This is a genomic window from Brevundimonas sp. (assembly GCF_013912005.1).
In the GTDB taxonomy this organism is placed as follows: Bacteria; Pseudomonadota; Alphaproteobacteria; order Caulobacterales; family Caulobacteraceae; genus Brevundimonas.
Window position 1 is genome coordinate 164,587 of the sequence record NZ_JACESB010000001.1, and the last position, 24,957, is coordinate 189,543.

The window sequence follows — 24,957 nt, forward strand, 5'->3', positions numbered from 1 at the left end:
GTCATGCGATCTACGGGAGCCGACATTCTGGTCGTCGACGACGAGGCCGACATCCGCGAACTGGTCTCGGGCCTGCTCGAGGACGAGGGGCATGCGGTGCGCGTCGCCGCCAATTCCGACGAGGCCCTGGCGGCCATCCGGGCCCGCAAGCCGTCGCTGGCCCTGCTCGACATCTGGATGCAGGGCGGCGGCCTCGACGGGCTGGAGCTGCTGGACCTGATCAAGGAGCTGGATCCCGATCTGCCCGTGGTCATGATCTCCGGCCACGGCAACATCGAGACGGCGGTCAGCGCCCTGCAGCGCGGGGCCTATGACTTCATTGAAAAGCCCTTCAAGTCCGACCGGTTGGTGGTGGTCGTTCAGAGAGCGCTGGAAGCCTCGCAGCTGAAGCGGGAGAACCGCCGCCTGCGCGCCCAGGTGGCGGCTCCGACCGGTCTGATCGGCAAGTCGGCCGCGGCCCAGGCGCTGCGCAGCACCATCGCCAAGGTGGCCCCGGCCAACAGCCGGGTGCTGATCTCGGGCCCGCCGGGCTCCGGCAAGGAGCTGGTGGCGCGGCAGATCCACGAGGCCAGCGCCCGGGCCCGCGCCGAGTTCGTGGCCATCGCCGCCGCCGGCATGACTCCCGAGCGCCTCGACGTCGAGCTGTTCGGCGAGGAGGGGGTCGACGGGCGGCCGCGCAAGATCGGCGTGTTCGAGCGCGCCCACGGCGGCACCCTGTACCTCGACGACGTCGGCGACATGCCGCGCGAGAGCCAGAGCCGGGTGCTGCGGGTCCTGGTCGAACAGCGCTTCCGCCGGGTGGGCGGGGAGCAGGACGTCCAGGTCGACGTGCGCGTGATCACCTCGACCTCGCGCGATCTCAAGGAGGAGATCGCCGCCGGCCGCTTCCGCGAGGACCTGTTCCACCGGCTGAACGTGGTGCCGATCCGGGTGCCGCCGCTGGCTGAGCGGCGCGAGGACATCGCCGAACTGGTGGAGTATTTCATCGAGAGCCTCGCCGCCTCCCAGGGCCTGCCGCGCCGGCGGCTGGGCGAGGACGCCATCGCGGTGCTGCAGGTCCATCCGTGGCCGGGCAACGTCCGTCAGCTCCGCAACAACGTCGAGCGCCTGCTGATCCTCGCCACCGGAGATCCGTCGGAGCCGATCGGCGCCGACGCCCTGCCGCAGGAGGCGACCAACGCCGGCTCCAGCGGCTCGCTGGGGGCCGAACGCATCATCGCCCTGCCGCTGCGCGAGGCGCGCGAAGTGTTCGAGCGGGAGTACCTGGCGGCGCAGATCATGCGCTTCGGCGGCAACATCAGCCGCACCGCCGCCTTCATCGGCATGGAGCGCTCGGCCCTGCACCGGAAGCTCAAGTCGCTGGGCGTGTCGCCGGCGCGGGGCGGCGAGGACATCGACGAAGGATCGGTCGAGGAATGAGTCGCGTCGCCTATGTCAACGGAACCTATCGTCCGCTGCGCGACGCCGTCGTGCACGTGGAGGACCGCGGGTTCCAGTTCGCCGACGGGGTCTATGAGGTCTGGTCGGTGTTCGACGGCCGCCTGGCCGACTTCGAGGGGCACCTGACCCGCCTGTGGCGCAGCCTCGACGAGCTGCGCATCGATCGCCCCATGACGCGCGAGGCGCTGGCGCGGGTGTTGAAGGAGACGGTGCGCCGCAACCGGGTGCGCGAGGGGCTGGTCTACATCCAGATCACCCGCGGCACGGCCCGCCGCGACCATCCGTTCCCGGCCGAGGGCACCCCGCCCAGCGTCATCGTCACCGCCCGCACCCTGCCGCTGGCGAAGGGGAACGCCGCCGCCGAGAAGGGCGTGGCGGTGATCACCCAGCCCGACATTCGCTGGGGCCGCTGCGACATCAAGACCGTGGGCCTGCTGCCCAATGTGCTGGCCAAGCAGGCGGCGAAGGAGCGCGGCGCGGCCGAGGCCTGGATGGTCGACGAGATGGGCCTGGTCACCGAGGGCTCCTCGACCAACGCCTGGATCGTCGACGAGCACGGCAAGCTGCGCACGCGCGACACCCAGTCCAACATCCTGCGGGGGATCACCCGCGCGGCCGTGCTGGAGCTGGCGTCGAGCGAGGGCGTCGAGCTGGAGGAGCGGGCCTTCTCGGTCGAGGAGGCCAAGCGGGCGAAGGAGGCCTTCTACACCTCGGCCAGCGGCTTCGTGATGCCGGCGGTGTCCATCGACGGCGTGAAGATCGGCGACGGAAAGCCGGGGCCGATCGCGACGAAGCTGCGCACCCTCTACCTTGAACGGGCGCGGCGCGAGGCCATCTAGGCGTTGCGACGGACGCAGGCGCCGTTAAGGTGGCCCGACCGGCCCCTCCCGCCGGCAAGCAACAAGAACAGGACCAACCTGCCATGTCGCACGACAAGCGTCAGAACCTTCAGGACACCTTCCTCAACTCGGTCCGCAAGACCAAGACGCCGCTGACCATCTTCCTCGTGAACGGGGTCAAGCTGCAGGGGATCGTCACCTGGTTCGACAACTTCTGTGTGCTGCTGCGTCGCGATGGCCAGTCGCAGCTCGTCTACAAGCACGCCATTTCGACCATCATGCCGTCCGCGCCCGTGCAGCTGTACGAGCCCGACGCTGAAGAAGACTGATTGACCACAAAGCACATCGACCACGCCGTTCCGCTGATCCGGGCGGTCGTCATTCACCCCGACGGACGTAGCGACAGCCCGCGCCTCGCCGAGGAGCGGCTGGAGGAGGCCGTGGGCCTGGCCCGCGCGCTCGACCTCGACGTGCGCGCCGAGGAGATCGTGCGCGTGCGCAAGGTCGCGCCCGCCACCCTGTTCGGCTCCGGCAAGGTCGACGAGCTGGCCGCCCTGGTGCGCGCCGCCGAGGCCGAGGCCGTGGTCGTCGACGACCAGCTCACCCCGGTCCAGCAGCGCAATCTGGAGAAGGCCTGGGACTGCAAGGTCATCGACCGCACCGGCCTGATCCTCGAGATATTCGGCCGTCGGGCGCGGACCAAGGAAGGCCGGCTGCAGGTCGAGCTGGCGCGGCTGGACTACGAGCGCTCGCGGCTGGTGCGGACCTGGACCCACCTGGAGCGCCAGCGCGGCGGCACCGGCTCGACCGGCGGCCCCGGGGAGACCCAGATCGAACTCGACCGCCGTCTGATCGCCGACCGCATCGTCAAGCTGAAGGCCGAGCTGGAGGAGGTGCGCCGCACCCGCGGCCTGCACCGCAAGGCGCGCCAGAAGGTCCCGTTCCCGACGGTGGCCCTGGTCGGCTACACCAACGCCGGCAAGTCGACCCTGTTCAACCGCCTGACCGGGTCCGAGGTGTTCGCCAAGGATCTGCTGTTCGCCACCCTCGACACCACCCAGCGCACCATCCGCCTGCCGCAGGGCCGGCCGGCGATCGTCGCCGACACCGTCGGCTTCATCTCCGACCTGCCGCACGAGCTGGTCGAGAGCTTCCGGGCCACGCTGGAGGAGGTGGGCGAGGCCGACCTGATCCTGCACGTGCGCGACATCGCCAGTCCCGACAGCGACGCCCAGGCGAAGGACGTCGAGGCGGTGCTGGAGCAGATCCCCGCCGTCGAGGGCCGCACCCGCCGGGTGCTGGAGGTCTGGAACAAGATCGACCTGCTGGACGGCGAGGCGCGCGAGGCGACCCTCGCGCAGGCCGAACGGCTGAGAACGCAGGGGCAGGCGGTGGCGGTCTCGGCCTGGACGGGGGAGGGGGTCGAGACGCTGCGCGAGACCATCGCCTCGCTGATCGACGACGACCCGGAGACGGAGCTCACGCTGGAGCCGAGCGAGGGCGAGGCGTTGGCCTGGCTGTACGAGAACGGCCGGGTGACGGGGCGCGAGACGGACGACGCGGGACGGACGCACGTGAAGGTGCGCCTGCATCCGGCGGCGCTGGGGCGGTTCGAGCGGATGTTCGGCTAACCGCCCTTCCACCCTCTCCGACGGGATGGGGACGCCGCTTCCGTCTCCTCCCCGCGCAGCGGGGAGGGGTCAGCCGCCGCGCCGCTCCGCCGCCTTCGCCGCGTCCCACAGCGCATCCATCTCGGCCAGATCCGATTTCTCCGGCGTCCGCCCGGCCTTCGCCAGCTCGGCCTCGATGAAGGCGAAGCGCTTCACGAACTTGGCGTTCGTCCCCCGCAGCGCGTCCTCCGGCTCGACCCCCAGCTTGCGGGCCAGGTTGGCCATCACGAACAGCAGGTCGCCCAGTTCGCCGCGCGCCTTGTCGAGATCGCCGGCGGCGATCTCGGCCTTCAGCTCGGCCACCTCCTCGTCGAGCTTGTCCAGCACTTCGGCCGTGGACGGCCAGTCGAAGCCCACCCGGGCGGCGCGTTTCGTCAGCTTGGCGGCGCGGGCGAGGGCGGGGAGGCCGACCGGCACGTCGTCGAGCACGCCGTGCTGCGCCTTCGCCTTGCGTTCGTCGGCCTTGATGTCCTCCCAGCGCGCCTTCTGGGCGGCGCCGTCGGCCCGGGCCGCCTCGTCCCCGAACACGTGCGGGTGGCGCCGCTCCAGCTTGTCGGCGATGGCCGTGGCCACATCGTCGAAGGCGAACAGCCCGGCCTCCTCGGCCATGCGGGCGTGGAACACCACCTGGAACAGCAGGTCGCCCAGTTCGCCCTTCAGGTCCTCCATGTCGCCGCGCTCGATGGCGTCGGCGACCTCATAGGCTTCCTCGAGGGTGTAGGGGGCGATGGTGGCGAAGGTCTGCTCGACGTCCCAGGGACAGCCGCGCTCCGGATCGCGCAGCCGGACCATGATGGCGTTGAGGCGGTCGATCGGGCTCATGCGGACGGGCTCGGCGGGGTTTCGCGGGCGGCCAGGGCGGCGCGGATGTCCGCATGGCGGGCGGGGGTCAGCGGATAGACGCGCAGGACCGCGGCGGAGACGACCAGCAGCACGACGGGGGCGGCGATGAACAGCCACTGCAGCCCGAGGATGACGCCGGGCGCGTTGACCGCGCCGGGCGCGGCGTCGAAGCCGATCCACTCCAGCACCGCGAAGGCGCCGACCGAGATGGCGTAGCCGAGCTTGGAGGTGGCGTTCAGGATCGAGAACAGCAGGCCGGTGCGATCGGCGCCGTCGTCCAGCCGCACGGCGTCGGAGGCGTCGGCCATCATCGCCCGCAGCAGCAGGTCGGCGGCGCCGAAGGCGAGGCCGGTGATGAAGATGGCCGCGACGGCCGCCGGGAAGTTCCCGGCCGGCACGAGCAGGGTGGCGGCGGCGAAGCTGACCGCGAAATAGAGGCTGCCGACCGCCAGGGCGTGGTGCTTGCCGATGCGGGTGGCGAGGGCGGCCCAGACCGGCGCCCCGACCAGGCCGGCGACGAAATAGACCAGCAGGAGGATCGAGGTCTGGTCGCGCTCGAAGCCCCGCGCCTGCTCGAAGAAGTAGAAGAACAGCACCCCGATCAGGCCCCGGGCGGCGCCGAGCATCAGGTCGGAGACCAGCAGGCGGCGCAGCACCGGGCGGGAGATCAGGGCGAGCGTGGCGCCGAGCCCGCCGTGCGGCGGCGGCGTGACGTTGCGCGGCTCCGGGGTGAACCGTAGGGTCACCAGCAGGGCGAGCGGCAGCAGGATGACGATGAAGCCGCCCTGCATGCGCACGGCCTCCACGTAGGAATAGCCGAGGCCCTGGGCGATGGCGGGAATCAGCAGCACGGCCAGCACGCCGAGGATGTTGAACACCTGCCACCAGCCGTAGATGCGCGAGCGCTGGTCGTAGTCGGGCGAGAGCACCGCCGCCCAGCTCATCTGGCTGAGCAGGCTGATCGAATAGCCGAGGTACATGATCACCAGCCAGGCCGCGAGATGGGCCGGGCCGGCGCCGCGGGCGACGAAGAACAGCATGGCGACGGAGATCATCAGGATCGGCGCGCCGGCGGCCATCCACACCCGGTAGCGGCCCCACTTCGTCGAGGTGCGGTCGATGACCATGCCCAGGAAGGGATCGACCACGATGTCGGCCAGCCGCACGATCAGGAAGATCAGGCTGACCGCCGCCAGCGGCACGCCGACGTGGCTGGCGTAGAACTCCGGCAGGGTGACGTAGACCGGCAGGCCCAGCGCCGCGTACGGCAGGCAGCTGGCCGCGAAGGCGGCGAGCACGGCGTTGGACCGACGCGGGGCGGCGGCGGGGCTGGGGGCAGGGGCCTCGGTCATGGAGGGATCCGCGAACGGCCCGCTGAGTCGGCCGCGACGCCACCATGCCAGCATTCGCCGCCGCCGCTCCATCCCCGCGCGAAGCCCCTTGCCGGGCGCGGCCGGCCGGAGGCACCCTGTCAGGATGAGGTCCGGTCGTCCGCTGCTGTCGCTGCTCGCCGCCGCCGTCGTTCTGGCCGGCGCCGGGGCGGCGTGCGCCCAGGGCCGCGACGGGGCCGAGGCCTGCGATGCGGACGACCTGGAGTGGGCCGCCCCGGCCCTGGCCAACGCGCAGTCGCTGGGTCGGCTGGAGTGGACCCCGTTCGGCGCGGCCGAACTCGGCTGGGAGGCCTACCTGCCGCTGATCCAGCACGAGCTGGGCACCGGCTGCGCGCCCGGCTCGCCGGTCTTCGCCCGCGCCCTCGCCGGCTTCCAGGGCCGCCATGGCCTGCCCGTCACCGGCTGGTTCGACCCGGCCACCTTCCAGGTCTTCCGCGGCCTGTGGCAGGAGCGCCGGCCCTTCATCATGGCGCGGGTGCGGGACGAGCCCTGCCCGGAACCGCCGCCGCTGAACCAGCTGGGCTACCTGGTGGCGGAGGAGGAGCACGCCGACCGCCTGACCCGGCTGCTGCGCCGGGACGTACTGGACGCCTACCGGCGGATGGTCGCCGCCGCCCGCGCCGAGGTTCCGGAGGTCGCCGCCGATCCGGAGCTGCTGCAGATCTTCTCCGGCTTCCGCGATCCCGAGGCCGATGCCGCCCGCTGCGCGCAGCAGGGCAATTGCGACGGCCTGCGCCGGGCGGTCTGCTCGCCGCACCGCACCGGCGCGGCCGTCGACCTGTACGTCGGCCATCTCGCCGGCCTCGGCGTCGACGACACCTCGCCGGCCAGCCGCCTGCACATGAGCCGGGGCCCGGTCTATCGCTGGCTGGTGCGCAACGCCGGGCGCTTCGGCTTCACCCCCTACGTCTACGAACCGTGGCACTGGGAGTGGACCGGCGTCGTCGCCGATCCGCCGGTCGCGGCGGCCCCGTGATCCGGGGGCTGTCTCCGGCCGAAATCGCCCTGGCGCGCGAGGCCTTCGGCGAGGCGCTCGACTACAGCGTGGTGCGCCTGCTCGCCGCCCCGTGGCCGGTCGTCCGCGCCTTCGTCCCCGGCCGCTGGTTCGGACGAGCCTGGATCGTCTGGCCGGCGCGCTCGCTGCCGGCCGACATCGCCGCCGCGCCGCTGGGCCTGCAGGCCACCTTCATCCACGAACTGACCCACGTCTGGCAGGCGGCCCGCGGCGTGAACCTGCTGACCGGCAAGCTGAAGGCCGGGGACCGGCCGGAGTCGTACCGCTATCCGCTCGACGTGGACTGCGCCTGGGACCGGCTGAACATCGAGCAGCAGGCGATGGTGGTCGAGCACCGGTTCCGGCTTGCGCGCGGCCAGAAGGTCCCCGCGGACCGGGCCTTCTACGACCGGGTCTGCCCGATCAATCGGGCCTGAGGCCGGAACCGCGCTGCGTCCGGGGCGATTGTCGGCGAGGGGGCTTGCGCCGGGCGCAACGCGCCCACATTAAGAACCGTAGCTGTTGCAGACAGATCGGAGCAGATCATGACCCGCGTACTCGTTCTCTATCACTCGACCTACGGCCACGTGGAGCGGATGGCCGAGGCCGTCGCCGAAGGGGCGCGGTCGGTCGAAGGCGTGGAGGCCGAAATCCGGCGCGTGCCGGAACTGGTGCCGGAAGAGCTGGCCCGCAAGAGCGGCTACAAGCTCGACCAGGCGGCCCCGATCGCGACCGTCGACGAACTGGCGGACTACGACGCGATCATCGTCGGCGCCGGCACCCGCTACGGAACGGCCGCCTCGCAGATGCGGAACTTCCTCGACCAGACCGGCGGGCTGTGGGCCCGGGGCGGCCTGGTCGGCAAGGTCGGCTCGGCCTTCACCTCCACCGCCACCCAGCACGGCGGGCAGGAGGTCACCCTGATCGGCCTGATCCAGACCCTGCTGCACCACGGCATGCTCGTCGCCGGCCTGCCCTACGCCTGGGCCGGGCAGTCGCGGATGGACGAGATCACCGGCGGCAGCCCTTACGGCGCCACCACCATCACCGGCGGCGACGGCTCGCGCATGCCCAGCGACAATGAGCTCGAGGGGGCCCGCTGGCAGGGCCGCTACGTCGCCGAAACGGCGCGGAAGCTCGCGGTCTGAGCCGCGGGCGTCCGGCTCAGGCCGCCTTGTCCAGCTCCACCATCTGCTGGATGGCGACATAGTCGGTCTTGCCGGTGCCCAGCACCGGCACCTCGCCGACGCGGACGATCTTCTTCGGCACCGCGAGCTCGGGCGCCCCGTGCTCGCGGGCCCATTCCGCCAGCCGCGCCACCTCGGCGTCGGCGCGGTCGGTGACCAGCACCAGCTTCTCGCCCTTGCGATTGTCCGGCACGGCGACCACCGCATGGCGGGCGTCGGGCCAGACCGCGCTGGCCAGTCCCTCCACCGCGGTGAGCGAGACCATCTCGCCGCCGATCTTGGCGAAGCGCTTCGCCCGCCCGAGGATGCAGATGTAGCCCTCCGGGTCGATGTCCACGATGTCGCCGGTGTCGTGCCAGCCGCCCTCGAGCGGCTCGATGGACATCGGATCGTCGGCGGAGAGGTAGCCCTCCATCACGTTCGGACCGCGCAGGAACAGGCGGCCGCCCTCGTCGATCCCCGGAACCGGGTCCAGCCGCCATTCCATTCCGGGCAGGATCTGGCCCACCGTCCCCGGACGGTTGCGGTCCGGATGGTTGACCGCCACCACCGGCGCGGCCTCCGTCGCCCCGTAGCCCTCCAGCAGCTTGAGGCCGTGGAAGCGGGTGTTGAACAGGTGATGCGTCTCGTCGCGCACCCGCTCGGCCCCGGCGACCACGAATTCGAGGGTGTCGAAGTCGTCCGGTCCGGCGACGCGGGCGTACTGGTTCAGGAAGGTGTCGGTGGCGAACAGGATCGAGGCCTTCACCTCCGGCAGCAGCTCGACGATCTGCCTGGCGTGCAGCGGGGAGGGATACTGGAAGGCCTTCATCCCCTGCAGCAGGGGCAGCAGCACGCCGCCCGTCAGGCCGAAGCAGTGGAAGGTCGGCAGCGGGTTGAACATCACCCACTCGGGCTTCAGCTCGATATGCTGGGCCACCTGCCGGCAGTTGGCGACCAGGTTCCACTGGCTCAGCACCACCCCCTTGGGCGCGCCGAAGCTGCCCGAGGTGAAGAGCACCACGCCCGGCGACGACGGCTCGGTCTTCACCCGGAACCGCTTCGGCATCAGTCCGGCCATCAGGCCGTACAGCTTGTCCTGCAGCCCGATCGTGGCGCGCACGTCGTCCAGCCAGACGATCTCCGCCGCCTGGCCGATGTCGGCGACCAGCTCCTCCAGCTTCGCCTGCTGGATGAAACGGCGGGCGGTCAGCACCTTCTTCACCCCGGCGGCGGCGATGGCGGCCCGGATGTTCCGCTCGCCGGCCGTGAAGTTGATCATCACCGGCACGCGTCCGTGGGCGTGGAGGCCGTAGAAGGTGACCACCACCCCCATGCTGGACGGCAGGAGGATGCCGACGCGTTCGTCGGGTTCGGTCATGGCTGCGACCTTGCGTCCCAGCACGAAGGCGGCGCGGATCAGGCCGGTGTAGGTCAGCGGCTTGCGATCCTGGTCCTCGAGGATCTCCTTGTCGCCATAGCGCTCGCGCGCGGCGATGAGGGCGTCGAAGATGGTCTCCTCGCCGGCCTTCGGGTCCAGGGCTACGCGCAAACCTTCATCCTCCGTGCCGGCGCGTTGTCCGCGCCTGTTCTGGGCGCGGCAAACTAGTGCGCGGACCCGGCGTTGAAAAGATGCGTTACCTTGCGTGAGGTTCGGGGCCGCCTTGCCATGGCCGTGCGGAAGGACGACATAGCCGGTTCCCGCCCCCGCCGCGCGAGTTCGCCTTGGTCACCCTGATCGACGCCCTGAAGAAGACGCCCGCCGAGCTGCGTCACCCGGAGAAGCAGAACCGGCCGGAGACGGCGGTGCTGAGGAAGCCCGACTGGCTGCGGGTCAAGGCCCCGGGATCAGGCCAGTACAACGCCACCCGCTCGATCGTGAAGGAGAAGGGCCTCCACACCGTCTGCGAGGAGGCCGCCTGTCCGAACATCGGCGAGTGCTGGAGCCAGAAGCACGCGACCCTGATGATCATGGGCGACACCTGCACCCGGGCCTGCGCCTTCTGCAACGTCAAGACGGGCCTGCCCGACGCGCTGGACCCGGACGAGCCGGTCAAGGTCGGCCTCGCCGTGCAGCAGATGGGTCTCAATCACGTGGTCATCACCAGCGTCGACCGCGACGATCTCTCCGACGGCGGCGCGGCCCACTTCGCCGAGGTGGTGCGCCAGATCCGCCTGCAGGCGCCGCAGACCACGGTCGAGATCCTGACCCCCGACTTCCTGCGCAAGGACGGCGCGGCCGAGGTGATGATCGACGCCCGCCCGGACGTGTTCAACCACAACCTCGAGACGGTGCCGCGGCTGTATCTGAAGATCCGCCCCGGAGCCCGCTACTTCCACAGCCTGCGCCTGCTGCAGATGGTCAAGGAGCGCGACCCGAACCAGTTCACCAAGTCCGGCATCATGGTCGGCCTGGGCGAGACCCGGGAGGAGGTCATGCAGGTGATGGACGACATGCGCTCGGCCGGCGTCGACTTCATCACCATCGGCCAGTATCTGCAGCCGACCCGCAAGCACGCCGCCATCGACCGTTTCGTCACGCCCGAGGAGTTCAAGGCCTACGAGGCCATCGCCCGGGCCAAGGGCTTCCTAATGGTGTCGTCCTCGCCCCTGACCCGCAGCTCGCACCACGCCGGCGAGGATTTCGCCCGGCTGAAAGCGGCGCGGATGGCGCAGAGCGGACGCTGAGCCGCCTTGGCCGTTCACCGCGTCACCCGGATCCTGCCGTATCAGCCCGACCAGCTCGCCGATCTGGTGGCGGACGTGCGCGCCTATCCCGACTTCGTCCCCTGGGTCACCTCGATGCGCGTCTGGAACGAGCGCGAGGAGGCGCCGGGGGTGTCGGTGCTGGACGCCGAGGCCGGCGTCGGCTTCTCCTTCCTGACCGAGCGGTTCTCGACCTGGGTCCGGCACGATCGCAATGCGCCCAAGGTTGAAGTCGGTCTGCTGCGCGGCCCGTTCCACCACCTGAAGAACCGCTGGGAGTTCTTCCCGCACCCGGAGGGCGCGCGGGTGGAGTTCTTCATCGACTTCGCCTTCAGGGCCCGGCTGCTGGACATGATGCTGCAGGCCAACTTCGACCGCGCGGTCGGCAAGCTGATGCACTGCTTCGAGGCCCGCGCCGACGCCCTCTACGGCCGCAAGGCGTGAGCTTCGACTTCGACGCCGTCGTCGTCGGGGCCGGGGCGGTCGGCCTCGCCTGCGGGCGGGCGCTCTCCCGGCGCGGGCTGACGGTGCTGGTGCTGGAGAAGGAGCCGGCCATCGGCCAGGGCGTCTCCTCGCGCAACAGTGAGGTGATCCACGGCGGCCTCTACTATCCGTCGGGGTCGCTGAAGGCCCGCTTCTGCGTCGAGGGCCGACGGGCGCTCTACGCCTTCCTCGACAGCCGCAAGGTCGATTACCGCCGGTGCGGCAAGCTGGTGGTCGCGACCGAGGCGGCCGAGGCCCCGCGCATCGAGGCGATCTTCCAGCAGGCGACGACCAACGGGGTCGAGGGCCTGGCGCACCTCACGGGCGCCCAGGCCCGGGCGCTTGAGCCCGCGCTCGCCGTCCATTCCGCCATCCTGTCGCCCGAGAGCGGCGTGTTCGACAGCCACGGCTACATGCTCGCCCTGCAGGGCGAGATCGAGGACGCCGGCGGGTCGGTCGTCGTCTCCACGCCGTTCGAACGCGCCGAACCGCTGCCGGGCGGCGGGTTCACGATCACCGCGGGCGGGGAGGGCGGGGCGACCCTGACCTCTCGCCTGCTGGTCACGGCGGCCGGGCTGGGGGCGCAGGACGCCGCCGGACGGATCGACGGCTACCCCGCCGACCGCATCCCGGCCGGCCATTTCGGCAAGGGCGTCTACTTCCGGCTGGCCGGCAAGGCGCCCTTCGACCGGCTGGTCTATCCGCCGCCGATCCCGGGGGCGCTGGGGACCCATTACCGCAAGGATCTGGGCGGGCAGGCGGTGTTCGGCCCCGACCTGGAATACGTCGACGTCGAGGACTATTCCGTCGACCCCGCCCGCGCGGCGGCGTTCGAGCGCACCATCCGCCGGTTCTGGCCGGCGCTGCCGGACGGCGCCCTGACCCCGGACTACGCCGGCATCCGGCCCAAGCTGCACGGCCCGGGCGAGCCGCAACCGGACTTCCAGCTGCGCGGGCGGGACGACCACGGCCTCGACGGCCTCGTCGCCCTGTTCGGCATCGAGAGCCCGGGCCTGACCAGCTCGCTGGCCATCGGCGAGGCCGTGGCGGGGATGCTCTCCGATGGTTGAGTCCGACTTCCGGCTGGCCCGCCCGGACGACGCGGTCGCCCTGCAGCCGCTCGTCCACCGGGCCTACCGGGGGGACAGCGCCCGCCGGGGCTGGACCCACGAGGCCGACCTGCTCGACGGCCAGCGCATCGACCTGGCCTCGCTGGAAACGATCCTCGCCGATCCGACCCAGGCGGTGATCGTCGCCGAGCGCGGCGGTGCGGCTGTGGGCTGCGTGCAGGTCTCGAACCGGCGGGGCGGCCTGGCCTATCTCGGCATGCTGACGGTCGATCCGCTGCTGCAGGGCTCCGGGCTCGGACGGCGTCTGATCGCGGCGGCCGAGAGACACGCCGTCGAGCAGTTCGGCGCGCGCCGCATGGAGATGACGGTCATCGTCCAGCGCGTCGAGCTGATCGACTGGTACGCCCGCCGCGGCTATTTGCCGACGGGCGAGGTGCGGCCTTTCCCGGCCACCGACCCGCGGTTCGGCCTGCCCAGGCGTGACGACCTCGCCTTCGTGGTGCTGGCCCGGTCGCTGGCTTGACCCCGGCCGTCGCGTACGGCGACGCTGACGCATGGAGATCGTCACCCCGCGCCTGAAGCTGCGGTCCGCCCGGACGGACGACCTGGCGGCAATGCACGCGGTCCTGTCGGATGCGCGCGCGACCCGCTGGTGGTCGACCCCGCCTCACGCGTCGCTGGACGAGACCGCCGCCTGGCTGGACAGCATGATCGCCAACGGTCCGCGACATCCGGACTTCGTCATCGAGCGCAACGGGGCGGTGATCGGCAAGGTCGGGTTCTGGAAGCCGCCGGAGATCGGCTACATCCTGCATCCGGACCACTGGGGCCAGGGCCTCGCCTTCGAGGCGGCCGCGGCGGCGATCGCCCACGTCTTCGCCACCCTGCCGTTCGCCGAGCTCACCGCCGACGTCGATCCGGACAACGCCGGCTCGATCCGTTTGCTTGAGAAGCTCGGGTTCGTGCGGACGGGCTTCGGCGAACGCACCTGGAACGTGGGCGGCGAGTGGAAGGACAGCGTCTACTACGCCCTGGCCCGCACGGCGTGGGAGGCCGCTCAGAGCACCTCCACCCAGCCCTCGCCCAGATAGTCGCCCTTCTTGCCGTAGCAGAACAGGCCGAGCCGCTCGGCGCTCCGTTCGTCCCGCTGCGAGCTCCAGCGCACCTGCTTGCAGGGCCACGCCCCCACGGGCGCCTCGCCGATGACGGTCAGCGCCAGTTCGGCTCCGGAAATCCCCGTCCATCGGATCGCCTCGCCCACCGCCATCTCGCCCACCCGGTTCTCGAGCGCCCCCATCGGCTGCACCTCCGGAACGTGGTGGCGGATCCAGGAGTCGTAGGATCGTCCGCCCTCGCAGTCGGCGCAGGCGACGCGGTTGAACTCGTCAAAGGCGCGCTCGGCGTTCGCGAGCTCCGGCGAGAACTCCAGACGGTAGGGACCCGGGAGCGCCGGGCTGTAGTTCACCGGTGCGGGATCGGCGAAGGCGGAGACCGGCGCCGCCCCGCCGCCGCCCCGCGCGCCGTCCGACGCTTCCGCCGCGGCTCCATCGGCGGCGCGGCGGTCCCGACGGCCGAACAGGCTCGCCGCGGCCTCCCGGGCGGCGCCCTCGGCGAGGGCCTGCCCCGCCCCGCGGGCGGCGCGTTCCAGCAGGCTCTGGGCCGAGGCGGGGCCGGCGAGGGCGGACAGGGCGGCGGCGGCGAGCAGCACACGGGTGAACATGTCGGTTCCTTCGGGTCTTCACGGGGAAGCGCGGCTGTAGGGAGCCGGCCGTTGGTCAGCCAGTGAATTGCGTGCAAGCTTTGAGACTCGATTTCGTCATCTTCCAACGTCACCGCCCCCGCGCGGCGGCGCTTGAAAAGCCCGGCGGCTTCATGCATAAGCCCGCGCTCGCGTGGCGGCTCTCCCGGGGGCCGCCGCTGTTGTTTTCGCGCCCTCCGGCGCCCGACCAGAAGATTGAGACGGACATGGCCGTTCCGAAGCGGAAAGTATCGCCCTCGCGTCGCAACATGCGCCGCGCCCACGACGCCCTGGGCACGAACGCCTACGTCGAGGACAAGGACACCGGCGAGCTGAAGCGCCCGCACCACATCGACCTGAAGACCGGCACCTATCGCGGCCGCCAGGTCCTGACGCCGAAGGAAGACTAGGTCTTTCCACGCGTTGACGCCGATTGACGGCGCGCGGTTCTCCGCGCGCCGTTTTCGTGCGTTGATAGGGACCCGACCTGCCGGAGCCCTCGCCATGATCCGTCGCCTGCTGCTCGCCTCCGCCGTCCTGGCCCTCGCCGCCTGCGGGGCGCCCGACCCGGACGCCCCCGAGGCCGCCGCCCCCGAATCGGCGGCGCCCGAACCCACGCCGCCGCCGGCGGCTGTTTCGACGAGCCCGCGCCTGACGGCCGACGGATGGGGGCCGCTGCGAATCGGCATGACCCGCGCCGAGGTGGTCGCCGCCCTCGGCGAGGATGCGAACCCGGACGCCGTGGGCGGACCCGACCCCGCCAGCTGCGACGAGTTCCGGCCGGCCCGCGCCCCCGAGGGCCTGCTGGTGATGATCGAGAACGGGCGCCTGACCCGCATCTCCGCGATCCGCGATTCGCAGGTGACGACCGAGCGAGGCTACGGGATCGGCGACCCGGCCGACGGGATCGCCGCCGCCTACGGCGCGGAGGCCCGGCGCGAGCCGCACAAGTACGAGCCGGCGCCGGCGGAGTATATCACCGTGTGGAGCCGCGGCGGCGCCGCCGGCTACGTCGAGAATCCGGACGCCCGCGGCCTCGTCTTCGAGATCGGCCAGGACGGGGCGGTGAAGGCGATCCGCGCCGGCGGGCCCTCCATCCAGTACGTCGAAGGCTGCGCCTGACGCGGAGGGGGGCGGGCGTCCGACAGCAACCCGTTCCTGCGCCTCGATCTTTGAGCCCCCGCCGGTTGGCCTTTCGCGACGGCGGGGCTAAAGCACGGCGCAATTGTCACGGCCGTACACGGAACCGCTCCCATGACCGACATCGCTGAAATCGTCGCCCGCCAGATCCTCGACAGCCGCGGCAATCCGACGGTGGAGGTCGACGTGGTGCTCGACGACGGCAGCTTCGGTCGGGCGGCGGTGCCCTCGGGCGCCTCGACCGGGGCCCACGAGGCGGTCGAGCTGCGCGACGGCGACAAGGATCTGTGGGGCGGCAAGGGCGTCCAGAAGGCGGTCGACGCCGTCAACGGCGAGATCTTCGACGCCCTGTCGGGCATGGACGCCGAGGACCAGCGCCGCATCGACGAGGCGCTGATCTCGCTGGACGGCACCCCGAACAAGGGCCGGCTGGGCGCCAACGCCATTCTCGGCGTCAGCCTCGCCTGCGCCAAGGCCAGCGCGATCAGCTCGAACCTGCCGCTGTACCGCTACCTCGGCGGCGTCTCGGCGCGGGTGCTGCCGACCCCGATGATGAACATCATCAACGGCGGGGCCCACGCCGACAATCCGATCGACATCCAGGAGTTCATGATCCTGCCGACCGGCGCCGAGAGCTTCTCCGAGGCCCTGCGCATGGGCGCCGAGATCTTCCACGCCCTGAAGAAGGCCCTCAAGGACGCCGGCCACAACACCAACGTCGGCGACGAGGGCGGCTTCGCCCCCAACCTGCAGTCGGCCGAGGCCGCGCTGGAGTTCATCACCAGGGCCGGACAGTCGGCCGGCTATCTCGCCGGCGAGGACTTCCACCTGGGTCTCGACGTCGCCTCGACCGAGTTCTTCAGGGACGGCAAGTATGTGATGTCGGGCGAGGGCAAGACCTTCGACCAGGACGGCATGGTCGGCTACCTCGCCGACCTGTGCGAGCGCTTCCCCATCGTCTCGATCGAGGACGGCTGCGCCGAGGACGACTTCGACGGCTGGAAGCTGCTGACGGAACGCCTCGGCGACCGGGTGCAGCTGGTCGGCGACGACCTGTTCGTCACCAATCCGGCCCGCCTGGCGGCCGGCATCGGCGAGGGCCTGGCCAACTCGATCCTGATCAAGGTCAACCAGATCGGGACGCTTTCCGAGACCCTGGATGCGGTCGATATCGCCCAGCGCGCGGGCTATACGGCGGTGATGAGCCACCGCTCCGGCGAGACCGAGGACTCGACCATCGCCGACCTCGCCGTGGCCACCAACTGCGGGCAGATCAAGACCGGCTCGCTGGCGCGCTCGGACCGCACGGCCAAGTACAACCAGCTGCTCCGCATCGAGGAGATGCTGGGTGACCAGGGCGCCTACTACGGCGACGGCATGCTGCTGAAATAGGGGCGGGCGCGACCGCAAAACCTGCGGTCAAGCTACGGTTCGTTAGGCATTTTCGGGCAGGACTGGTCAATCACGAGTTCGCGCTCAGAAGGAGCGTCCGAGTGCCCGAGCGGATGAAGCCCTATCTACCGTCCTGCGTGTTGCTGCTGCTGATCGCCTATTTGGGGGTGCAGGCCCTGACCGGCGAGCGCGGCCTGCTGGGCGGCGGCGAGCGTGAGGCCCTGCTGCTGCGCCGCGAGGCCCAGCTGGCGCGGATCATGGAAGAGCGCCGCGATCTCGAGGTCCGTGTCCGCTACCTGCGCACCGACAGCCTGTCCCGCGACCTGCTCGAGGAACGCGCCCGCGCCGTCCTGGGCTTCGCCGACCCCCGCGACTATGTGATCCGGGTCTCCCATCCGGTGTCGGAACGGGCCTCCGCCGCCAGATCGTGAACTTTAGTTACAGCTTCACCGGGCCGCTTTGCGTTTCGGGAACGAAGGCTGCTAAAGCCCCTTTCCGTAACGACAAGAGGCTCCGCCCGGCGGGGTCCAGCCGGGAGATGACGGATGGCGAAAGCCGCCGCTAAAGCGACCTCGACGAAGATTCCCAACACGCCCCGGGCCTCCAAGGAGGACCTGCTGCGCTTCTATCGCGAGATGGTGCTGATCCGCCGCTTCGAGGAGCGCGCGGGCCAACTGTACGGCATGGGCCTGATCGGCGGCTTCTGCCACCTGTACATCGGCCAGGAAGCGGTGGCGGTCGGCGTCCAGGAGAGCGTGAAGCAGGGCTACGACAAGATCATCACCGGCTACCGCGACCATGGCCACATGCTGGCCGCCGGCATGGATCCGAAGGAGGTCATGGCCGAGCTTACGGGCCGCATCGGCGGCTCGTCCAAGGGCAAGGGCGGCTCGATGCACATGTTCGACGTGCCGACCGGCTTCTACGGCGGCCACGGCATCGTCGGCGCCCAGGTGGCGCTGGGCACCGGCCTGGCCTTCGCCGGCAAGTACCGCGGCGACGACTCCGTGGCCTTCATCTACTTCGGCGACGGCGCGGCCAACCAGGGCCAGGTGTACGAGAGCTTCAACATGGCCCAGCTGTGGAAGCTGCCGGCCATCTACATCATCGAGAACAACCAGTACGCCATGGGCACGAGCATCGACCGCTCGTCCTCGACGACCGACCTCAGCCAGCGCGGCGCCAGCTTCGGCATCCCCGGCGAACAGGTCGACGGGATGGACGTGCTGGCGGTGCGCGACGCCACGGCCCGCGCGGTCAAGCGCGCCCGCGAGGGCGGCGGCCCGTACATCCTCGAGGTCAAGACCTACCGCTACCGCGGCCACTCCATGTCGGACCCGGCCAAGTACCGCACCAAGGAGGAGGTCGACGAGGTCAAGAAGACCCGCGACCCGATCGAGCACGTCAAGGTGCTGCTGGAGCAGGCCTCGGCCACCGAGGACGAGCTCAAGGCCATCGACAACGAAATCAAGGCGATCGTGGCGGAAGCTGTCCAGTTCGCTCAAGAGAGCCCGGAGCCGGATCCGTCCGAGCTCTATACCGACGTTTACGTGGAGGCCTGATCCGTGACCGACATCCTGATGCCGGCGCTGTCTCCGACGATGGAGGAAGGCACCCTCACCAAGTGGCACATCAAGGCGGGCGACACCGTGTCGGCCGGCCAGGTGATCGCCGAGATCGAGACCGACAAGGCGACCATGGAGGTCGAGGCCGTCGATGAGGGCGAGGTGCTCGAGATCCTCGTGCCCGAGGGCTCCGAGAACGTGAAGGTCAACACGCCGATCGCCCGGCTGTCGGGGGACGACGCGGGCGCGACGCCGGCGCAGAACGCCGCCTCGGTCCAGGCGCCGGTGGCCAAGCCCGAGGCCGCGGAGGAGAAGTCCGGCGATCCGGAAAAGGCCCCGCCGCAGACGCCGAGCCCGAAGGTCGAACTGCGCGACCCGGAAATCCCGGCCGACGCGAAGCTGGTCAAGACGACCATCCGCGACGCGCTGCGCGACGCCATGGCCGAGGAGATGCGCCGCGACGAGGCGGTCTTCCTGATCGGCGAGGAAGTCGCCCAGTACCAGGGCGCCTACAAGGTCAGCCGCGAACTGCTGCAGGAGTTCGGCGCCCAGCGGGTGGTCGACACCCCCATCACCGAGCACGGCTTCGCCGGCCTGGGCGTCGGCGCGGCCATGGCCGGGCTGAAGCCGATCGTCGAGTTCATGACCTTCAACTTCGCCATGCAGGCGATCGACCACATCATCAACTCGGCGGCCAAGACCCTGTACATGTCGGGCGGCCAGATCCGCGCGCCGATCGTGTTCCGCGGCCCGAACGGCGCCGCCTCCCGTGTCGCGGCCCAGCACAGCCAGGACTATTCGGCCTGGTACGCCCAGGTGCCCGGCCTGAAGGTGATCGCCCCCTATGACGCGGCCGACGCCAAGGGCCTGCTGAAGGCCGCCATCCGCGACCCCAACCCCGTCGTCTTCCTCGAGCACGAGATGATGTACGGGCTGGAGTTCGACGTGCCGGAGGTCGAGGACTACGTCCTGCCGATCGGCAAGGCCAAGGTCCGCCGCGAGGGAACCGACGTCACCATCACCGCCCACAGCCGGATGGTCGGCTTCGCCCTGCAGGCGGCGGAGGCGCTGGCGGAGGAGGGGATCTCCTGCGAGGTCGTCGACCTGCGCACCCTGCGCCCGCTGGACCACGAGACCATCGTCGAGAGCGTGAAGAAGACCAGCCGCCTGGTCTCGGCCGAAGAGGGCTGGGGGCCGATGGGCGTCGGCGCCGAGGTGGTGGCCCGGGTCATCGAGCACGCGTTCGACTACCTCGACGCGCCGCCGCTGCGCGTCCACCAGGAGGATGTGCCGCTGCCGTACGCCGCCAATCTGGAGGCGCTGTCCCTGCCGGGCGTGGACCGGATCGTCGCAGCCGTGAAGCAGGTGATGGCATGAGCATCGAGAACCAGAGCCTGCCGATCCCCGACGAGGTCCTCCTCGAGGAGGAGACCGAGGTGGCCGAGCTGGCCCGGGTCTGGTGGTGTCGCAACCGGCCGCAGATGACGATCCGGCCCGCCGCCCGGGACCCGCGGCTCATCGGGCTGATCCTCGCCGAGCTGGCGTGGAACTACTCCAACGCCTACGAACGGGCGGTGGGCATGGATCCGGAGAAGGCGTTCTCCGACATCCTGGCCGGCTGGCAGGATGGTCTGGAGATGGTGGCAGAGACCAAGGCGCGAGCGGCGAAATGACCGATATCCTGATGCCCGCCCTCTCTCCGACGATGGAGGAAGGCGTCCTCGCCAAATGGCACGTCAAGGCCGGCGACACCGTCAAGGCCGGCGACGTTATCGCCGAGATCGAGACCGACAAGGCGACCATGGAGGTCGAGGCCGTCGACGAGGGGGAAGTGGCCGAGATCCTCGTCCCCGAGGGAACCGAGGCGGTCAAGGTCAACACGCCGATCGCGCGGCTGAAGGGGGAGGGCGGCGCGCCGGCCCCGAAGCCGGTCGAGGCGCCGAAGCCGGCCGAAGCCGCAAAGCCGAAGGCCGAACCCGCCCCCGCGGGACATGAGAGCGGCCAGGCCGTCGCCACGCCGCAGGGCGTCAAGGCCGCGGCCTCGACCCTGGCTCCCGCGACGTCGGAGGACGGCGGCCGGCTGTTCGCCTCGCCGCTGGCGCGTCGCCTGGCCGCGCAGGCCGGGCTGGATCTGAAATCGATCAAGGGCTCCGGCCCGCGCGGCCGCATCGTGCGCCGCGACGTCGAGGCCGCCGGCAAGGGCGGCGCGGCCGCGCCCGCGGGCGCCCCGGCCGGCGCGGAGCCGCGCAAGGTCCTGTCGCTGGCGCAGATGGGCATTCCGGACGGCAGCTACGACCTCGTGCCGCTGGACGGCATGCGCAAGGCCATCGCCCGGCGCCTGACCGACAGCTTCCGCGACGTGCCGCACTTCCCGCTCACCATCGACTGCGAGATCGACGGCCTGCTGGCCGCGCGGGCGAAGGTGAACGCCCTGCTGGAGAAGGACGGGATCAAGGTCTCGGTCAACGACTTCGTGCTGAAGGCCTCGGCCATGGCGCTGAAGGCGGTGCCGGAGGCCAACGCCAGCTATTCGCCCGAAGGCATCGCCATGCACCACCACGCCGACGTGGCGATGGCGGTGGCGATCGACGGCGGGCTGATCACTCCGATCATCCGCAAGGCCGAGACCAAGACCCTGTCGCAGATCGCGACCGAGTCGAAGGACCTCGCCAAACGCGCCCGCGACCGCAAGCTGAAGCCCGAGGAGTTCCAGGGCGGCACCTTCTCGGTCTCCAACCTCGGCATGTTCGGGATCAAGGCCTTCGCCTCGATCATCAACGAGCCCCAGGGCGCGATCATGAGCGTGGGGGCAGGGGAGCAGCGGCCGGTCGTGAAGAACGGCCAGCTGGCGGTGGCGACGGTGATGACCGTGACCCTGACCTGCGATCACCGGGTCGTCGACGGGGCCGTCGGCGCCCGCTTCCTGCAGGTGTTCAAGGCCATGATCGAGGACCCGGTCACCATGCTGGCCTGAGGCCGGCGCGGGCCCGCAATGCGGGCTACGGGAGGGGGGATGACCGACGCAGCCGCGCAGGCGACGCCGACCGGCGATCCGAAAGGCTGCGGAGCCTGCGGGGCGGCGCTCCACGGCCGCTATTGCCACGCCTGCGGCCAGGACTCGGATGATCGCCCCCGACCCCTGCGCGACTGGGTCGAGGAGGCCTTCTCGGAAGGCAGCCTCGTCGACGGCCGCACCGCCCGCACCCTGATCGCCCTTGCGACCGCGCCGGGCCGCCTGCTCGAGGCGTACCGCAGCGCCGCAGGCAGTCGCTACCAGACACCCACCAAGCTGTTCGTCGTGGCGACGGCGCTGTTCCTGCTGGCCCTGGGGTTCGCGGACGTCGCCCTCTACCAGTTCGTCGCGCGCCCGGTGGACGCGGGACGGCCGGTGACCGCCGTCGCTGACCCTGATGGCGCGACGGTGCACATGGACAACGTCGCCCAGGGCGAACTGTGGATGCGGCGTCGGGTGGAGCCGACGATCGATCCGGCCGTGACCGCGGCCCTGCGCGCGGCGGCGGCGCAGGCGGTCACCGAACGCGACCGGCAGAACCTGCTCTACGAGATCCAGAGCAACCGGGAGCAGGCGCTGATCTCCGAACGGCTGGCGGCGTGGCTGCCGAACGCCTTGTGGCTGCTGATGCCGCTCTATGCGCTGCTTCTGGCGCCGTTCTTCGGCCGGCGGCGCTTGCTGATGGAGCACCTCGTCTTCGCCATGTGGGCCCACGTCATCGGCTTCGGCCTGCTCAGCCTTCTCGCCCTGGCCAACAAGTGGGGCCCGGGCTTCCCGGCCTGGCCCGTGGTCATCCCGTATCTGCTGTACTTCACCGCGGCGGCGTCGTCGTACTACCGGACGCCGCCGTTCAGCGCCCTCTGGCGCGGCGCAGCCCACCTCGCCGCCTATGTGCTGCTCGTCCTGATGCCGGCCACGATCGTCGTCGCCGTCTCGGCCATGGACGTGGAAGCGTTCATCGCCTTTCTGATGGCCTGACAAATTGTATCGCTGCAGGGCAGGGGAGTGGCCCGCCCGGCCCCCGGCGCGTTAAAGAGGCTGCCCGCGGGAGACTCGCGCCAAGGAGGGCCTATGGCTGACTTCGACCTCATCGTGATCGGTTCGGGCCCCGGCGGGTACGTCGCCGCCATCCGCGCCTCCCAGCTGGGCCGGAAGGTGGCGATCGTCGAGCGCGAGAACCTCGGCGGCATCTGCCTGAACTGGGGCTGCATCCCGACCAAGGCGCTGCTCAAGTCCGGCGAGAAGTTCGAGAGTCTGTCACATCTCAAGGACTACGGCCTTTCGGCCGAGAAGGTCGGCTTCGACTTCGACGCCATCATCCAGCGCTCGCGCGGGGTGGCCGCCCAGATGAACAAGGGCGTCGCCTTCCTGATGAAGAAGCACAAGATCGAGGTGATCGAGGGCTCGGCCAGGCTGGAGAAGGGCGCCGCGGCCCCGAAGGTGGTCGTGAAGCTGAACGCCGGGGGCGACCGGACGGTTGAGGCGAAGGCCGTGATGCTGGCGGTGGGCGCGCGGGCGCGGGCGCTGCCGCAGATCGGCCTCGAGGCGGACGGCGAGCGGATCTGGGCCTATCGCGAAGCGCTGGCCCCGAAGCGGCTGCCGAAGTCGTTCGTGGTCATCGGATCAGGGGCGATCGGACTGGAATTCGCCAGTTTCTACAGAGCCCTGGGCGCGGAAGTTACGGTCGTGGAAGCGGTCGACCGGATCATGCCGGTCGAGGACGAGGAAGTGTCGAAGGCGGCCCAGAAGGCGTTCGAGAAGCGCGGCATCCGGTTCCGCGTCGGCGCCCGGGTGACGAAGGTCTCGAAGTCCGCCGCCGGCGTGAAGGTCGACATCGAGGCGGGCGGCAAGGCCGAGACCCTCGAGGGCGAGGTCTGCATCTCGGCCGTGGGCATCACCGCCAACACCGACGGCATCGGCCTGGAGGCGCTCGGCGTCGAGATGGACCGGGGGCACGTCAAGACCGGCCCGCACGGCGAGACCAATGTGAAGGGGCTCTACGCCATTGGCGACTGCGCCGGCGCGCCCTGGCTGGCGCACAAGGCCAGCCACGAAGGCATTCACGCCGCCGAGCACATCGCGGGCTTCCGCTCGCCGAACGTGGTCTCGCCGATCGCGGGATGCACCTACACCCAGCCCCAGGTGGCGTCGGTCGGCCTGACGGAACAGGCGGCGAAGGCCGCGGGCCGCGAGATCAAGGTCGGACGCTTCCCGTTCCGGGTGAACGGCAAGGCGGTCGCGGCCGGAGAGGTCGAGGGCTTCGTCAAGACGATCTTCGACGCGAAGACCGGAGCCCTCATCGGTGCTCACATGATCGGCGCGGAAGTCACGGAAATGGTGCAGGGTTTCGTCACCGCCATCACCATGGAAGCGACCGAGGAAGACATGCACGGCATCGTCTATCCGCACCCGACCATGAGCGAGGCCATGCACGAGGCGTCGCTCGACGCCTGGCAGCGCGTCCTGCACATCTGACCCGCGGCGATGCGGCCGGGGCTGGGCGCCGCCGGCGGCTCAGTTGCGGATCCGGCCCGGCCGCGGCGGCCGGAACCGCGCGCCGGACACTGCGCGTCCGATGCGGCGGATGACGTCGCGACCCTTGCCGATGCGGCCGGCGAACAGGACGAAGCCGTGGATCGTCCCCTTGATCCGCCATTCGCGCGCAACGGCTCCGGCGCGTTTGAGCGCCTTCACATAGGCGGCGCCCTCGTCGCAGAGGGGGTCCAGACTGGCGGTGATCACCACGGTCGGCGGTTGCCGCGACAGCACCTCCGCCGGCGCCAGCAGGGGGGAGGCCGGTGCGGCCTCCCGATCGGCGTCGGGCGGGAAATACTCGCTTTCGGCCCGCAGGATGTCGAACTCGCGGAGAAACCAGGTCCCGTCGCCCAGCGTCTTGCGCGAGGCGAAGCCGGCGTGGGCGCTGGCGGTCGTCACCGGGTAGACAAGGATCTGCAGCGCCACCGGGATCGACGTCTGCTGGCAGGTCGCCGCCGCCAGGTGGCCGCCCGCACTGTCGCCGGTCACCACAAGGCGCATCGGATCGCCGCCGAGCGCCCGGGCGTTGGCTGCGGCCCAGGCGAGAGCCGCCAGGCAGTCGTCCAGCGCCGCCGGGTGTTTGTGCTCCGGCGCCCGACGATAGTCGACGTCCACCACGACGCAGTCGCCGGCCGCGCAATAGGCCCGGCAGACCCGCTCATAGCCGTCGGGATCCCCGAGCACCCAGCCGCCGCCGTGGATGTGCACCACCAGGGGGCGGAGACGGTCGCGCTCGGCCCGGGGCGGCCAGTAGACGCGCAAGGGAACGGGTCCGCGGGGACCCGGGGCGACCCGCTCCTCGACCCGACCCACCGGCGCCGGCGCCGGGCCGTACAGGCCGGCGGCGATGTTCAGTCCCTGCCGGCGTTCGTCGACCGTGGGCTCGGCGGGAGCGCCCGCGAAGTCCGTGGCCATGGCCGCCAGCAGCGCCGCCGTGTCCGGCTCGACCCAGGGCCTTCGCGCGCGGGTCAT

27 protein-coding genes are annotated in these 24,957 nt (G+C 70.8%); 22 read left to right on the forward strand and 5 right to left on the reverse strand.

What is annotated here, in order from left to right; genetic code table 11:
• Window positions 1-3 precede the first annotated feature (3 nt).
• The 4 genes from H2038_RS00855 to hflX all read left to right on the forward strand — a co-directional run bounded on the left by H2038_RS00855 (window position 4) and on the right by hflX (window position 3,910).
• Entirely contained in the window at window positions 4-1,419 is a 1,416-nt protein-coding gene (locus H2038_RS00855) for a sigma-54 dependent transcriptional regulator (RefSeq protein WP_292108560.1), read from the forward strand.
• Window positions 1,416-2,279: a D-amino-acid transaminase gene (locus tag H2038_RS00860; protein ID WP_292108561.1), complete on the forward strand. Its 864-nt coding sequence runs from the start codon at window positions 1,416-1,418 to the stop codon at window positions 2,277-2,279. Before H2038_RS00855 ends, H2038_RS00860 begins: the two co-directional genes overlap by 4 nt.
• Window positions 2,280-2,362: 83 nt before the next feature.
• Window positions 2,363-2,608 carry an RNA chaperone Hfq gene (gene hfq / locus H2038_RS00865; RefSeq protein ID WP_292108562.1) on the forward strand — a complete coding sequence of 82 codons (246 nt, stop codon included), beginning with the start codon at window positions 2,363-2,365 and terminating at the stop codon, window positions 2,606-2,608.
• On the forward strand, window positions 2,609-3,910 hold the full coding sequence (hflX, locus tag H2038_RS00870; protein WP_292108563.1) for a GTPase HflX: 1,302 nt from the start codon (window positions 2,609-2,611) through the stop codon (window positions 3,908-3,910). It abuts the gene before it with no gap.
• Between the two features lie 69 nt (window positions 3,911-3,979).
• Here hflX and mazG read toward each other — a convergent pair whose 3' ends face one another.
• Window positions 3,980-4,771: a nucleoside triphosphate pyrophosphohydrolase gene (gene mazG, locus H2038_RS00875; protein ID WP_292108564.1), complete on the reverse strand. Its 792-nt coding sequence runs from the start codon at window positions 4,769-4,771 to the stop codon at window positions 3,980-3,982.
• On the reverse strand, window positions 4,768-6,144 hold the full coding sequence (locus tag H2038_RS00880; protein WP_292108565.1) for an MFS transporter: 1,377 nt from the start codon (window positions 6,142-6,144) through the stop codon (window positions 4,768-4,770). The genes mazG and H2038_RS00880 overlap by 4 nt, the downstream gene beginning before the upstream one ends.
• A gap of 124 nt (window positions 6,145-6,268) precedes the next feature.
• Between H2038_RS00880 and H2038_RS00885 the strand changes: the two genes are divergently transcribed.
• From H2038_RS00885 to wrbA, 3 genes are all read left to right on the forward strand, one after another.
• Window positions 6,269-7,159: a D-alanyl-D-alanine carboxypeptidase family protein gene (locus H2038_RS00885; protein WP_292108566.1), complete on the forward strand. Its 891-nt coding sequence runs from the start codon at window positions 6,269-6,271 to the stop codon at window positions 7,157-7,159.
• Window positions 7,156-7,614 (forward strand): hypothetical protein, encoded by a 459-nt coding sequence (locus H2038_RS00890; RefSeq protein ID WP_292108567.1) that lies wholly within the window; start codon window positions 7,156-7,158, stop codon window positions 7,612-7,614. Before H2038_RS00885 ends, H2038_RS00890 begins: the two co-directional genes overlap by 4 nt.
• A gap of 108 nt (window positions 7,615-7,722) precedes the next feature.
• Window positions 7,723-8,325 carry an NAD(P)H:quinone oxidoreductase gene (wrbA, locus tag H2038_RS00895; RefSeq protein ID WP_292108568.1) on the forward strand — a complete coding sequence of 201 codons (603 nt, stop codon included), beginning with the start codon at window positions 7,723-7,725 and terminating at the stop codon, window positions 8,323-8,325.
• A gap of 16 nt (window positions 8,326-8,341) precedes the next feature.
• Here wrbA and H2038_RS00900 read toward each other — a convergent pair whose 3' ends face one another.
• The gene (locus H2038_RS00900; RefSeq protein WP_292108569.1) at window positions 8,342-9,895 is read right to left on the reverse strand and encodes an AMP-binding protein; all 1,554 of its coding nucleotides are present in this window, start codon (window positions 9,893-9,895) and stop codon (window positions 8,342-8,344) included.
• 173 nt (window positions 9,896-10,068) lie between these two features.
• On the opposite strand from H2038_RS00900, the gene lipA reads away from it, so the two are divergent.
• The 5 genes from lipA to H2038_RS00925 are packed head-to-tail and all read left to right on the forward strand — an operon-like array spanning window position 10,069 to window position 13,693.
• Window positions 10,069-11,031: a lipoyl synthase gene (gene lipA / locus H2038_RS00905; protein WP_292108570.1), complete on the forward strand. Its 963-nt coding sequence runs from the start codon at window positions 10,069-10,071 to the stop codon at window positions 11,029-11,031.
• A gap of 6 nt (window positions 11,032-11,037) precedes the next feature.
• Window positions 11,038-11,493: a type II toxin-antitoxin system RatA family toxin gene (locus H2038_RS00910; RefSeq protein WP_292108571.1), complete on the forward strand. Its 456-nt coding sequence runs from the start codon at window positions 11,038-11,040 to the stop codon at window positions 11,491-11,493.
• Complete coding sequence (locus H2038_RS00915; protein ID WP_292108572.1) at window positions 11,490-12,602, forward strand: NAD(P)/FAD-dependent oxidoreductase; 1,113 nt, start codon at window positions 11,490-11,492, stop codon at window positions 12,600-12,602. The genes H2038_RS00910 and H2038_RS00915 overlap by 4 nt, the downstream gene beginning before the upstream one ends.
• Window positions 12,595-13,125 (forward strand): GNAT family N-acetyltransferase, encoded by a 531-nt coding sequence (locus H2038_RS00920; protein WP_292108573.1) that lies wholly within the window; start codon window positions 12,595-12,597, stop codon window positions 13,123-13,125. The genes H2038_RS00915 and H2038_RS00920 overlap by 8 nt, the downstream gene beginning before the upstream one ends.
• 31 nt (window positions 13,126-13,156) lie before the next feature.
• A complete protein-coding gene (locus tag H2038_RS00925) occupies window positions 13,157-13,693 on the forward strand; it encodes a GNAT family protein (RefSeq protein WP_292108574.1) in 537 nt (178 codons plus the stop codon).
• Here the strand turns inward: H2038_RS00925 and H2038_RS00930 are convergent.
• The gene (locus H2038_RS00930; RefSeq protein ID WP_292108575.1) at window positions 13,660-14,322 is read right to left on the reverse strand and encodes a hypothetical protein; all 663 of its coding nucleotides are present in this window, start codon (window positions 14,320-14,322) and stop codon (window positions 13,660-13,662) included. The two genes, H2038_RS00925 and H2038_RS00930, sit on opposite strands and share 34 nt — an antisense overlap.
• A 245-nt stretch (window positions 14,323-14,567) precedes the next feature.
• Between H2038_RS00930 and rpmF the strand changes: the two genes are divergently transcribed.
• The 10 genes from rpmF to lpdA all read left to right on the forward strand — a co-directional run bounded on the left by rpmF (window position 14,568) and on the right by lpdA (window position 23,925).
• Window positions 14,568-14,750, forward strand: coding sequence for a 50S ribosomal protein L32 (gene rpmF, locus H2038_RS00935; protein ID WP_056449735.1), 183 nt, complete (start codon window positions 14,568-14,570; stop codon window positions 14,748-14,750).
• A 94-nt stretch (window positions 14,751-14,844) separates the two neighbouring features.
• Entirely contained in the window at window positions 14,845-15,462 is a 618-nt protein-coding gene (locus H2038_RS00940; protein WP_292108576.1) for a hypothetical protein, read from the forward strand.
• A 132-nt stretch (window positions 15,463-15,594) separates the two neighbouring features.
• Window positions 15,595-16,872, forward strand: a complete 1,278-nt coding sequence (gene eno / locus H2038_RS00945) for a phosphopyruvate hydratase (RefSeq protein ID WP_292108577.1) — start codon at window positions 15,595-15,597, stop codon at window positions 16,870-16,872.
• A 101-nt stretch (window positions 16,873-16,973) separates the two neighbouring features.
• Window positions 16,974-17,303, forward strand: a complete 330-nt coding sequence (locus H2038_RS00950; protein ID WP_292108578.1) for a septum formation initiator family protein — start codon at window positions 16,974-16,976, stop codon at window positions 17,301-17,303.
• 114 nt (window positions 17,304-17,417) lie between these two features.
• Window positions 17,418-18,434, forward strand: coding sequence for a pyruvate dehydrogenase (acetyl-transferring) E1 component subunit alpha (gene pdhA / locus H2038_RS00955; protein WP_292108579.1), 1,017 nt, complete (start codon window positions 17,418-17,420; stop codon window positions 18,432-18,434).
• A 3-nt stretch (window positions 18,435-18,437) separates the two neighbouring features.
• A complete protein-coding gene (locus H2038_RS00960) occupies window positions 18,438-19,814 on the forward strand; it encodes a pyruvate dehydrogenase complex E1 component subunit beta (protein ID WP_292108580.1) in 1,377 nt (458 codons plus the stop codon).
• Entirely contained in the window at window positions 19,811-20,110 is a 300-nt protein-coding gene (locus tag H2038_RS00965) for a DUF5076 domain-containing protein (RefSeq protein WP_292108581.1), read from the forward strand. The genes H2038_RS00960 and H2038_RS00965 overlap by 4 nt, the downstream gene beginning before the upstream one ends.
• Window positions 20,107-21,411 (forward strand): pyruvate dehydrogenase complex dihydrolipoamide acetyltransferase, encoded by a 1,305-nt coding sequence (locus H2038_RS00970; RefSeq protein ID WP_292108582.1) that lies wholly within the window; start codon window positions 20,107-20,109, stop codon window positions 21,409-21,411. Before H2038_RS00965 ends, H2038_RS00970 begins: the two co-directional genes overlap by 4 nt.
• 39 nt (window positions 21,412-21,450) lie before the next feature.
• Window positions 21,451-22,428 (forward strand): DUF3667 domain-containing protein, encoded by a 978-nt coding sequence (locus H2038_RS00975; protein WP_292108583.1) that lies wholly within the window; start codon window positions 21,451-21,453, stop codon window positions 22,426-22,428.
• A 93-nt stretch (window positions 22,429-22,521) separates the two neighbouring features.
• Complete coding sequence (gene lpdA / locus H2038_RS00980; protein WP_292108584.1) at window positions 22,522-23,925, forward strand: dihydrolipoyl dehydrogenase; 1,404 nt, start codon at window positions 22,522-22,524, stop codon at window positions 23,923-23,925.
• Window positions 23,926-23,964: 39 nt separating this feature from the next.
• On the opposite strand, the gene H2038_RS00985 is transcribed toward lpdA, so the two are convergent.
• Window positions 23,965-24,957, reverse strand: coding sequence for an alpha/beta hydrolase (locus H2038_RS00985; RefSeq protein ID WP_292108585.1), 993 nt, complete (start codon window positions 24,955-24,957; stop codon window positions 23,965-23,967).